Genomic DNA, 11,998 nt, shown 5'->3' with positions numbered 1-11,998 from the left:
ACTGTGAGATTCCGTAGTATTGCGTCTCTTTTGAAAGCCTGAGAACCGAGATGAAAACTGAGATTTACAAAGAGTTCATGTTTGAAGCAGCTCACCATCTGCCACATGTGCCTGAAGGTCACAAGTGCGGTCGTCTGCATGGACACTCTTTTTTAGTTCGCCTGTACGTAGCAGGTGACGTGGATCCTCATACAGGTTGGCTGGTGGACTTTGCGGAAATCAAAGCCGCGTTTAAACCGATTTACGATCGTCTGGACCACTACTACCTGAATAACATTGAAGGTTTGGAAAACCCAACCAGCGAAGTGCTGGCCAAATGGATTTGGCAACAGCTGAAGCCTGATCTGCCGATGCTGAGCAAAGTCGAAATTAAAGAAACCTGTACCGCAGGTTGTATTTATACCGGCTGATTAGGTCACAGATGAAAAGAAGCCCGGCATCAAACCGGGCTTTTTTTCGTTTGTTTTTCAGGCGTATGTTCAGTTTAACTGGCAGTGTTCTTTAAATCACAATGTTCTTTAAATCACGATGTCCTTTAAAAAAACAGCGCTTGAAAATAACACGACACGTTTACTCGAAAGAGTAGACGTCAGTCCACACTTCGCCCTCGTCAGTTTCAGCAATGCCTTGCCATTCCGTTGAGCGTGACATCACTTTCAGTGAGAAGTTAACCCCGTCCGTGTCGACAATATGCATGTTGTCGACATAAGTCGTCGTTCCCGCGGTCAGAGTCACCGTCAGTTCACCACTTGTATCATCAACTGCCCAGGTAAACGCATAGCTGCCGTCATCATCGCTGTAGCTGCCGACACCTTCGGCGTTAAACAGGTAGGCCGAATTATCACCCGGGGCTGTACTAGACATGGTTCGCGGTAACTGAGCCATGAATGCGTTACTGAATAACGCTGCAGAGCCGGTTTGCGACAGGCAGTCATTCACCGACTGGAGATAAGTGGTGTAGTCGACAAAACTCAGTGGAACCTCGTTAACATCATCCCAATCTGTGTTGCCCAAGGTGCACTCGCTGATCTCCGGATTGCCATCAATACTGGTGTATCGGGTCAGCCAGATTTCCTCATCTTCCGGGGTAAAGACAGCAAACTGCAGGATATCGTCGCCATCGGGCTCCGCCAGCAATGCCAGGTATTGATCCGTGCTGTCATCGCTGTAACGCAGCTCAATATAGCCATCAGCATTAATCAGCCAGTTGCGGGCACGAACCATACCGTCCCGGTAAAATTGTGCAGTACCGTCTGCGGCGAAAGTATACAACCGAGTCTCGCCATTGGAGCGTATCCGCAGCAGCTCAGCGCCGTACAAATCGCTCGCGCTGATTGTTGGCAGGACGCCGTTACAGCTCTGATAGCTGTCCAGGGTGGCGGTGAAGTCAGTGTAACTTTTGCCAAGACCTTGTTCGACTGAACAGGCGCCCAATTCTATCTGTGCAACGGTGTCTGACCAGATTTCTGTGACCACGTCACCGTTTTCATCGCTGTAGGTTTCGAAGAAACTTGAGCGACCATTGCGAGTCTGATGAATCGACTAATGCCCAATACCAGCTTTCGTCTGGCAGACTGCTGTCGGTGATCTTGATATAGCCGTTTTCAATGGCCCAGGTTGTGGTGTAGCCTTCCTGACCGTCACGGTATGTCGTCATGGTGTAATCGGCATTAAAGCTGTAATCGCGGGTTGAACCGTCACCGCGTACCCGGTGGAAATTATTGCCTGATACCATTTCCTCGCTGATAGCGGCAGAGCCATAACAGCTCTCGATAGCAGATTCGAAGTCGCTCATGGTCACGCTGGTTAACCCGTCATTGTCACCTTCATTGCATTGGTTAAGCGGGATATCGGCAGCAGCGAGCAGCGCAGTTTTGGCACTTTCACTAAACAACGTGATATCTTCGTCATCCAGCATAATGCCGGCCATTTCCATATTACCTATGTACACCGCTCCCTGATAAACACTGGCCAGCATATGTGGTGTCGGCTCATCAAATGCGTCACCAAACGCAGTCAGTGCGTCCTGCGGAAGAGTGAACAACAGCAGGGATTCATTATTGATGGTCTGCTGAGCCCAGGTTGAAGTGGCAACCAGAGTTGCGATGCCAGATTGCCAGTCGGCCTGGTAGTACTGCGCTACGCCGCCTTCGACAAGTTTAACCAGAATACTGTCGCCAATACTCATCCCCTGCAGTTCTGAAGTTGAGACACTTGCAGAGCCGGCTTCAGCAAAAATCAGTTCTGACAGGCTGGTCGCACCTTCATGGTTATTGTCCGGACTGTCGTGAATATACGGCGTCCAGTCCCACAGGTAGTAGTTATTCTGAGCCGGAGTCAATCCGAGCGAAATCAGATAAGCATCTTGCGGATAGGTTGCGGCTTGATTGCTGAAGTCATCCCAGTCGATGTCGGTGTCAGCCACCAGGCTGCCGGCCAGAGAACGTAAACTGCCACTCAGGGTATAACGCAGAGCGGTATGATCGCTTGGATAAGCCACCAAAGCGTTATCAGAGAAATCAATAGTATAAAGCCCGTTTTGGGTACTCCAGCCCGTTTCAGTCAGCACCAGGTCTGAATTTTCGCTGCTGACACTCACCTCGGTTTTATCGGCTTTGACCAGTTTAGTGCTGTCCATCATTGCCATTGTACCGTTGATGGTCAGCATTTCGCTGTATACCCGAATCTGGTCGTTGTCGTCATCATCGGCGTACAGAGCATAGACGGCCGTTTGTTGCTGCAAATACTGGATTATCTGACCAGTATCGCCTGCACCGACTGAATCATCGAGCGGATCATCGTCAATCGCATCGGGAACCCCGTCATCATCGTCGTCGGTATCTGCGTTGTTACCGGTGCCGTCACCGTCTGTATCGACGCTCTCATTTTCATCGAGCGGGAAGGCGTCATCGCTGTCTGCGACACCATCGTTATCATCATCTGCGTCAGCGTTGTTACCGGTGCCATCGCCGTCTGTATCGAGGCTCTCGTCTTCATCAAGCGGGAAGTCATCATCGCCGTCCGCAACACCATCGTTGTCGTCGTCGGTGTCAGCATTATCACCGATGCCATCACCATCGGTATCGACACTTTCCTCCGGATCGAACGGGAAGGCGTCTTCATCATCAGCAACATTATCACCGTCATCATCGCTGTCTGCGTTGTCACCAGTACCATCATTGTCGCTGTCAGCCCATTCGCCGGCATCGTCCGGAAAGGCGTCATCATTATCAGGGATGCCATCGCCATCGGAATCAGTATCCACTGCACCGGCACTATTGATATAGGTTGAATCGAGTTGTTCAGGCGATTTGCTTTCCACCTCAGCTTTGATCACGACGGAAACGATAACCGCGTTGTCGAGTAACTCATTGCTACCATCGTTATCCGTCGCTGCTGCATTGAGATCTTGCGGAGTCTGAGGCATTGATCCTGATGATACCAGACTGCGTGCAGCAAAAGCGGCACCGCTACTGCCACTGGCTTTATAGTCAGAAAGTGTATCTTGTTCACTAATGCCGAGTTGATTGGCTATTTTTGTTTGCGCGCTGGCCACATCGGCTGAACTGCCGGACGTCACTTCAATATGAACTAATGTAGAGAGGGGCGTGACCTGAGCAGTGCCCGGCGGAGCGGAGAGGGTGAAGTCGTTTCGATACCGCATTACCGGTATCTTCATCAACGGTTTCTCCGCGGATAGCCTGTACAACAACCGGGTAGTTTTCCGGATTGGCGATGCCACTGACATCAAGTTCGGCAACACCGCCGCTTTGTGATGTTGCCGAAGGTTCGTTGTCATCCAACTGGAAATCCTGATCCAGATCCAGCCAGACCAAAGCACCACGTAAGTAGCCATCAATCGCTTTGACACTGTAAGTGGAACTGGCTGCTGATGGTGAGTCTTTATCACTGCCGCAGCCGTACAGCGCCAGGCTGCTGAATAATCCCAGCGCCATCACTGACGTTTTCATTCGCATAGACAAATCCTTATCTCTGATGTGTATTGTTAGTTATTATTTGCATTGATTGTATGAATATCACAAAAGAAGCTAATTGAGGCTGGTGATTTATTCAAGTTAAGGAATTTTGACGAAATGATGACTTATTCTGCTGATTTACTGCATTATTAAGGGTCTATATTTTATGCAAATATCAGTAATGGCGTTGCTAAACGCGCATGAGTCAGGAAATATGTTTAAGAAACAAAATGATGCTTGGTGAAAATGGTTTTTTATAGAAGTGTCGTTAACGAGAGATGAAAGGTGTGATTGATATCAAAATAAACAGGTATCAAAGCAACGAAGTCTCAGCATGGCGTTTAAATATCCATCCGCAGCGTGGCGAAATTAATGAAAACGCCATACTGAAACTTCTCAATGCCTTATTGAATAATATCCTCTCCGCCCAGGCTCTGATATATGGTCGCCAGATTGACTAAGCGGTTATAGCGGTTTTCCAGTAAGGACGCTTTGGCGCTGCGTTCGTTTTCCTGGGCGTCGAGCAGGGTGGTGATATCGACGGCACCGTATTGGTACTGGCTGCTGTAGATACGCGCAGCTTCGCTGGCACTGTCATATTGTTGCTGTAATTTTTCTGCCTGATAACGGTAGTTGTCACGCGCGGACAGCGCGTTGTCGACATCCTGAAAGGCACTGTACAAAGTCTGGCGATAGTTAATGACAGCTGACTGATAGCGCACATCGGCAATGTCGCGGTTGAGCTGCATCTCATTCCAGTTAAGAAATGGTAAAGCCAGATCAGCGCCGAGGCTGCCAATCGGGTCGCTGAGCAGATGACGCAATTGAGTCGAAGAACCACCCAAAGCGCCGGTCAGCGTCAGGGACGGGAAGTAACTGTTATCAGTATTGTCTTTGTCAGCCAGCGCCGACTTAAGCTCAAACAACGCCTGTTTTACGTCCGGGCGGCGGCTGAGAACATCAGCAGGAATACCTGCTTCGATCTCCGGCAGGGCAGTGTCAGGCAGGGTACTGATCCCCGGTTTGCTTTCTTGCGGCGGCTGGTTGAATAACAGCGCAAAAGCATTTTTGGCTTCGGTGTATTGCTGCAGGTAATCACGGTGGGTGGCTTCAATCCCCGCCAGTGAACGCTGCGCTTCTAATACATTGATGCGCGAAACTGAACCATAACGATACTGACTTTCGGTTAAAGCCAGGGTTTGGCGTGCTTCATCAATATCGGCGTTACTCAGCGCAATGCGCTGGCTCAGATAACCGATTTGCCAGTAGAGCTGAGCTGTAGTTGCTACCAGAGATTGCGCCGTTGCTTCACGCTCTTCCTGGCTTGCCATTGCCGTCCACATTGCAGCGTCTTTCGCAGCTGCCAGTTTACCCCATAGATCCAGTTCATAGCTTACACCCAATGATGCCTGATAGCTGGTTGAGCTGTCACCGCCGTCCAGTGGCTTGCTGCGCTGCGCTGAAGCGCTGGCAGACAAGTCAGGATAGGTATCACGCACCGCAAGTCCGGCCTGTAAGCGGGCTTCACGCAGGGTCAGTGTGGCTAAAGCCAAATCGTTGTTGGTTGCCAGAACCTGATCGATCACAGCGTTTAGCTGCGGATCATTAAAGCTCTTCCACCATTGTTCGATGGCTGCCGAGGACGATTCACTCTGGCTGCTTTGCCAGCTGTCCGGAACCCGAACATCCTGTGGCTCCAGCTCAGAGCGGGTCACACAACCTGTAGCCAGCATGACGCACAGAGCAAGGGTCGAAATCTGATAACTACGCATTCTTATTCCCTCGCCAAGGCATCAATCGGGTTCAGCCGCGCTGCATTACGCGCCGGCAGATAGCCAAATAGCACACCGATTAGGGTGGAACAAAGGAAAGCCGATACGATCGACGTGGTGGAATAAATCATATTAAAACTACTACCGAAGGTGGCAAACAGCGCACCAATTAAATAAGCAAGACCAATACCTATCGTACCGCCGCATAAACAAACCAGCACCGCTTCAATCAAGAACTGACGCAAAATATCATTTTGCCTGGCGCCCACGGCCATGCGTACGCCGATCTCACGGGTCCGTTTCTGTCACGGAAACCAGCATGATGTTCATGACGCCGATACCGCCGACAATCAGTGAAATCACCGCAATCGCCGAGATCAGTAAAGTCATGGTGGCGGTGGTTTTTTGAATATTCTGCTGAATCGTATCGGTATTGATGGTGAAGAAATCCTGAGTACCGTGGCGCATTTTCAGCAGCGAAATAATCGCTTGCTCGGCTGCGTCGCTGGACGTGTTATCGTCGACGCGCACAGAAATACGATCAAGATAATTTTGCCCCATCATCCGTGCGCTGACGGTGGTATAGGGTGCCCAGATGTTCAGTGAATCACTGTTACCAAAAGCGCTCTCTTTCGGTTCAGTCACACCAATAATACGCAGTGGCAGGTTGCCGGCAAAAATGACTTCACCAATCGGATTCTGATTTGGAAACAGCGATTTAAGGGTATTACTGTCAATTACCACATCCTGAGCAATACGCTCGACACTGCTCTGATCCCAGAACTGGCCGTAATGCAAGGTGTAGCCCTTGACCCGGAAATAGTCTGGCCCGACACCTTGCACGGAGGCTGATACTGCCTGATTACCAAACTTAATTGTCACGGATGTACTTAGAGTCGGAGTGACACTGTCGACAAAGCCCAGGTTGGTTATAGCCTCGGCATCGGCAGCGGTTAGAGTGCGTACCCGTCCTGAACGCCGGTCACCAAATCCGCTTCCCGGCATGATATCTATGGTGTTGGTTCCCATCGATGAAATACTGTCGAGGATCGATTTTTGCGAGCCGTTACCCAACGCCACCACAGAGACCACGGAAGCAATACCAATAATAATCCCCAGCATAGTCAGGAAGGTACGCAGGCGGTGATTGGACATCGCCAGTAAGGCCATCTTGAGCGCTTCCCAAAACGAATCCCACAGTCTGCGGCTGCTGGCAAGGGCATCATTATTGCTGGCTGCTGCGACAGAATCCTGATTACTGACTTTCTGACCCGTTTTATTAACGGTATCACTGAGTATCTCACCATCTTTGATCTCGATGATGCGGTTGGCGTACTCAGCCACCTTCATGTCGTGGGTGACGATAATAATGGTGTGACCCAGCTGATGCAGTTCCTGCAACAGGGTCATCATTTCCGAGCCGCTTTTACTGTCCAGTGCACCGGTCGGTTCGTCTGCCAGAATGACATCCCCACCATTGACCAGGGCTCGGGCGACGGACACACGTTGTTGCTGACCACCGCTGAGCTGGTTGGGTTTGTGATCAAGGCGATCAGATAGGCCGAGGCGGCCCAGCAGGCTCTCTGCACGTTCCTGACGCTCTTTCTTGTCGTAGCCTGCATAAATTGCCGGGATTTCCACGTTGCCCAGTGCGGTCAGATCGCCCAGCAGATGATAACGCTGGAAGATAAAACCGAAATATTCGCGGCGCAGACGTGCCAGCTCATCAGACTCGAGTTGTGACGTATTCTGACCATTAATCCAGTATTCACCGGAGGTTGGCTGGTCGAGACAACCGAGAATATTCATCAAGGTCGATTTACCGGACCCAGACGTGCCAACAATCGCCACCATCTCACCGCGCTCGATGCTCAGGTTTACATTGTTCAGCACCGTCAGGGTTTCATCACCGGCGGCAAAGCAGCGGGTGACGTTGCTGATATTAAGTAGTGGCTGGGTCATTAAAAACGCATCCCCGGTGGTCCCATACGACGGCTCGTAGTACTACCACCTTGTCCTTGTGTGCCTAAGATAATCTGGTCGCCTTCTTGCAGGCCAGATGTGATTTGTGCGTTGATTTTGTTATTGATGCCGACGGTCACGTCACGCATCTCTTCCTGACCATTCACCAGCACTGGCACCTGGTATTGAGCTTCTCGGCCCGGCTTGCGGATCAGCACCTGAGCCGGAACCAGCAGCGCTTGCTCCGCTTTGTCCAGTACAACTGACACTTGCGCTGTCATACCGATGCGCAGCGTGCGGTCCGGGTTATCCACTTCGAACAGACCATGGTAGTAGATGGCTTCATCGTTGCTGACTGCGAGATCTTTGTCATCACCGTCCATCAGCGTCGGGCCGGGTTCAATTGCGCGCAGCGTACCGTGGTAACGCTTGTTCGGTTTGCCCAGGATGGTGAAGTAGACCGGCAGACCGGGTTGAACGTTAACCACATCCGCTTCTGAAATCTGCGCCTTGATGGTCATTTTATTCAGCTGAGCCAGTTCAATAATGGTGGGCGTGGTCTGATTGGCGTTCACCGTCTGACCTTCTTCCACGGCGCTGTAGACCACAGTGCCGTCAAAGGGCGCACTGATGGTGGTGTAGCCGAGGTCGACCTCTGCGCTGTCGACATTGATATTAGCCTGTTCGAGTTCGGCGTTCAGTTGCTCAAGTTCTGCTTTATACACGGTGAGTGTCGCTTGCGCGCTTTCATAGTCAGCACGTGAACTGGCATTATCGGCCAGCATCCCTTTCTGGCGGGTGAACTCGGCCTGTGCCTGAGCTATTTGCGCACGTTTGGCGCGAATCTGAGCTTTAAGGCTGTTGAGTGAAGCGTTCGCTTCCTTAAGATTGTTTTGCTGGGTCAGGCTGTCAATCTGCGCCACCAGATCGCCTTGTTTAACCTCATCACCTAACTGTACCGCCAGCTTTTCAATCTGACCTGAAACCTGGGCACCGACAGCGACCAGTTTAGAGGCCTGCAACATACCGGTCGCGAGTACGGTATTTTCAATATTACCTTTCTGTACCGGCTGGGTAGCAAAAGTGAGTGGGGCTTCTTTGGGGTAAAAATAATAACTGGCGCCGCCAATGACGAGCAAAAGGCCCCCGATGACGAGGAGTTTTTTCTTTAGAGTAGTTTTTGGCATGAGAATGAACATCGTTACTTGAAATAGAAATTATTATCATATTTATAAACTGATGCTGATTTGAAACAAGCGTTTAGTGCGTAAAACTAGGTAAAGAAGCGTAAATCGGGAGATAACTCTTTGTTGGAAAGGAAAAAAATAAAAAAGCCCGCGGTCGGGGACCACGGGCTTAAGATAATTCGATGCTCAATAAATCAGCAAATGACTTTAACTGCCAAGCCGCCCTGAGACGTTTCGCGGTATTTCGCGTTCATGTCTTTACCGGTTTCCAGCATGGTCTCGATCACTTTGTCCAGTGATACCCGCGGCGCAGAAGAGCGGCGCAGTGCCATACGGGTCGAGTTAATCGATTTGACGGCTGCAATACCGTTACGTTCGATACAAGGAACCTGTACCTGACCGGCAACCGGGTCACACGTCAGGCCCAGGTTGTGCTCCATCGCAATTTCAGCAGCCATACAAACCTGCTCCGGGCTGCCGCCCAGCAGTTCAGCAAGACCGGCCGCTGCCATAGAACAGGCAACACCCACTTCACCCTGACAACCCACTTCCGCACCTGAAATAGAAGCGTTTCTGCTTGTAAAGACCACCGATTGCGCCTGAAGCGGCGAAGTAGCGGATGTAGTCTTTCTCAGTCACGGTCTGGATAAATTTGTCGTAGTATGCCAACACCGCCGGAATGATACCGCAAGCACCATTGGTCGGTGCGGTAACCACGCGGCCACCGGCTGCGTTCTCTTCATTCACCGCGAATGCGTACATGTTGACCCAGTCGACCACAGCCATCGGATCGTTGGTGATCTTTTCTGAAGTCAGCAGTTGCTGGCGCAGGGCAGCAGCACGGCGCGGTACGCGCAGCGGGCCAGGCAAGATGCCTTCAGTGCTCATGCCGCGTTCCATACATTCTGTCATGGTACGCCAGATGTTAGCAAAGTAGTCGCGCACTTCTTCATCAGAGTGCAGGGCTTTTTCGTTTTTCATCACCAGCGTACTGATCGACAGTCCGCTTTCACGGCACTGCTCAACCAGTTGTTCTGCGGTGTTGAACGGGTAAGGCACCTGAACCGGAGATTCAACCGCTTTACCAAAATTCTCTTCATCGACGATAAATCCGCCACCGATAGAGTAGTAAGTTTTCGAATACACTACTTCATCGTTAACCCAAGCATGGATCTGCATACCATTTTCATGCAGCGACAAGTTGGTTTTGTGGAAATTCATGCCGCCGTCGCGCGGGAAAGCAACCGAATGATCGTGCGTACCGACAGTCAGGCGTTCGGTCTGTTCAACATTGGCGATGAACCCCGGGATCGCATCAATATCCACGGACTGTGGCGAATTACCTGCCAAGCCCATGATGATGGCGATATCTGTATGGTGACCTTTCCCTGTCAGTGATAGTGAACCATAAACATCGACGGTAATTTTAGTGATGCTGAGCAGTTTTCCGTCTGCAACCAGATCATCAATAAATTGTTTACCTGCTTTCATTGGTCCAACGGTATGTGAGCTCGAAGGACCGACGCCGATTTTATAGATATCAAATACACTAATCATATTGATTACCTCAAAATTAAGCCCCCCTTATGAGAAGGGAGGCCTTTATTATCGTTATATTCTGTGTTCTAAGCTGGTAACTGAGATTACAAAGCGCCGTAGATTACAGAACTAATAGCAGCAAGACCACAAAAAACTGTGAACAGCTGAACAGCTGCTGAAGTCTTGTACTTCGCCATTGCTGGCACCTTATGCATGGCAAAAACTGGCAGCAAAAACAGGATCGCTGCAATCATCGGAGCGCCCATGGTTTCGATCATGCCAAGGATACTTGGGTTAATGATTGCAACGACCCATGTTGTCACAATGATAAAGAATAGTGAAATTTTCTCGATAGATTTGACCGGCATTTTACTGCGTGATTTCACCAGACCAACCAGACCTTCATGCGCGCCCAGGAAGTGACCGAAGTAGCTTGAGGTAATGGCCGCAAATGCCACAATCGGACCCAGGTAAGAGATCATTGGTGATTCGTGCACGTTAGCCAGGTAAGACAGTACGCTGATGTTCTGTTCTTTTGCCATCGACAGTTGCTCCGGAGACAGAGACAGCACAACCGAGAACACGAAGAACATCACAAAACCCATCAGCATCATCGCCGCACCGCCAGTAATCATGTCGGTTTTGTTGACGGCATTGTCGCCATACTGCTGGCGCTGCTCTTTGGCGAACTGACTGATAATCGGGCTGTGGTTAAACGAGAACACAATGATAGGGATCGCCAGCCAGATCACGGCCGGCATTGCAGACCAGTCCGGTGCCACTTCGATCATTGAAGTATTCCACTCCGGGATCAGGAAGACAGACAGAGCCAGCAGGATAAATACCAGCGGGTAAACCATGGCCGAGGTCGCTTTGAGCATCAGCTCTTTACCAAATACTACACCAGCAGTCATCGCGGCAATCAGCGCACCAGATAATAACCAGCGAGGAATAGATTCCATACCTACCTGGTTAACCAGGAAAGAATCGACCGTATTGGTAATACCAACGCCGTAAATCAGAACAATCGGGTAAATGGCAAAAAAGTAAGCGAAAGTAATAAGATTAGCGCCAGTTTTACCAAAGTGTTCTTCAACAGTGTCTGTAATGTCTGAATCTGCTTGTTTTGCTGAAAGCACAAAACGCGCCAGACTCTTATGGGCAAACCAGGTCATCGGGGCAGCAATAAGGGCTAGAATTACTAATGGCCAAAAGCCGCCTGCACCTGCCTTGATTGGCAAAAACAGTACGCCGGCACCGACCGCGGTGCCGAATAATGACAGTGACCAGACAAAATCTTTATAGGTCCACTTGCCAGCAGAAAGTGTGGCAGCAGAAGCCTTTGTGGTTGTATTCATAGTGGATTACTCATTTTTTGGGAACAGGAAATAAGTCGGGGGCAATTTTGCAGAATTTTTCTCTGAAAAAATAGACTTAAATCATTAAATGTTGCCAACAGAGGAATGAGATAACAAAAACCTATGGAGAGTCACAAAAATCACGTGCCACTTGTGAAAGTTATTAACATGATAGATTAGGATAACTAATCCAAATTAATGCA

Annotated in this window: 7 protein-coding genes and 2 pseudogenes; 1 reads left to right on the top strand and 8 read right to left on the bottom strand. The window is 50.1% G+C overall.

The annotated features are described in order from the left end of the window. Nucleotides 1–50: 50 nt before the first annotated feature. Nucleotides 51–410, top strand: coding sequence for a 6-carboxytetrahydropterin synthase QueD (queD, locus tag ABDK09_15950; GenBank protein ID XAW88575.1), 360 nt, complete (start codon nucleotides 51–53; stop codon nucleotides 408–410). Between the two features lie 160 nt (nucleotides 411–570). On the opposite strand, the gene ABDK09_15945 is transcribed toward queD, so the two are convergent. From ABDK09_15945 to ABDK09_15910, 8 genes and pseudogenes are all read right to left on the bottom strand, one after another. Then, nucleotides 571–1,476, bottom strand: a complete 906-nt coding sequence (locus ABDK09_15945; GenBank protein XAW88574.1) for a hypothetical protein — start codon at nucleotides 1,474–1,476, stop codon at nucleotides 571–573. Between the two features lie 10 nt (nucleotides 1,477–1,486). Further along, nucleotides 1,487–3,664: a hypothetical protein gene (locus tag ABDK09_15940; protein XAW88573.1), complete on the bottom strand. Its 2,178-nt coding sequence runs from the start codon at nucleotides 3,662–3,664 to the stop codon at nucleotides 1,487–1,489. After that, nucleotides 3,582–3,977, bottom strand: a complete 396-nt coding sequence (locus ABDK09_15935; GenBank protein ID XAW88572.1) for a hypothetical protein — start codon at nucleotides 3,975–3,977, stop codon at nucleotides 3,582–3,584. The genes ABDK09_15940 and ABDK09_15935 overlap by 83 nt, the downstream gene beginning before the upstream one ends. A 404-nt stretch (nucleotides 3,978–4,381) precedes the next feature. Then, nucleotides 4,382–5,749, bottom strand: coding sequence for an efflux transporter outer membrane subunit (locus ABDK09_15930; protein ID XAW88571.1), 1,368 nt, complete (start codon nucleotides 5,747–5,749; stop codon nucleotides 4,382–4,384). A gap of 2 nt (nucleotides 5,750–5,751) precedes the next feature. Further along, a pseudogene (locus ABDK09_15925) lies at nucleotides 5,752–7,711 on the bottom strand (MacB family efflux pump subunit). Then, nucleotides 7,711–8,898, bottom strand: coding sequence for an efflux RND transporter periplasmic adaptor subunit (locus ABDK09_15920; protein ID XAW88570.1), 1,188 nt, complete (start codon nucleotides 8,896–8,898; stop codon nucleotides 7,711–7,713). The pseudogene ABDK09_15925 and the gene ABDK09_15920 overlap by 1 nt, the downstream one beginning before the upstream one ends. A gap of 194 nt (nucleotides 8,899–9,092) precedes the next feature. Continuing rightward, nucleotides 9,093–10,455 (bottom strand): annotated as a pseudogene (locus tag ABDK09_15915) (L-serine ammonia-lyase). Nucleotides 10,456–10,541: 86 nt separating this feature from the next. After that, nucleotides 10,542–11,795, bottom strand: coding sequence for an aromatic amino acid transport family protein (locus tag ABDK09_15910; GenBank protein XAW88569.1), 1,254 nt, complete (start codon nucleotides 11,793–11,795; stop codon nucleotides 10,542–10,544). Nucleotides 11,796–11,998 lie beyond the last annotated feature (203 nt).

This window comes from Vibrio sp. CDRSL-10 TSBA (assembly GCA_039696685.1).
GTDB lineage: Bacteria > Pseudomonadota > Gammaproteobacteria > Enterobacterales > Vibrionaceae > Vibrio.
Note: the sequence above shows the minus strand (reverse complement) of the source record. Positions and strands in the feature narration are given on the sequence as shown.

Bases quoted from the DNA above. Each gene is read 5' to 3' on its own strand.
- ABDK09_15920 (XAW88570.1), bottom strand. From the start codon at position 8,898: ATGCCAAAAACTACTCTAAAGAAAAAACTCCTCGTCATCGGGGGCCTT.
- ABDK09_15930 (XAW88571.1), bottom strand. From the start codon at position 5,749: ATGCGTAGTTATCAGATTTCGACCCTTGCTCTGTGCGTCATGCTGGCT.
- queD (XAW88575.1), top strand. From the start codon at position 51: ATGAAAACTGAGATTTACAAAGAGTTCATGTTTGAAGCAGCTCACCAT.
- ABDK09_15910 (XAW88569.1), bottom strand. From the start codon at position 11,795: ATGAATACAACCACAAAGGCTTCTGCTGCCACACTTTCTGCTGGCAAG.
- ABDK09_15940 (XAW88573.1), bottom strand. From the start codon at position 3,664: ATGCGGTATCGAAACGACTTCACCCTCTCCGCTCCGCCGGGCACTGCT.
- ABDK09_15935 (XAW88572.1), bottom strand. From the start codon at position 3,977: ATGCGAATGAAAACGTCAGTGATGGCGCTGGGATTATTCAGCAGCCTG.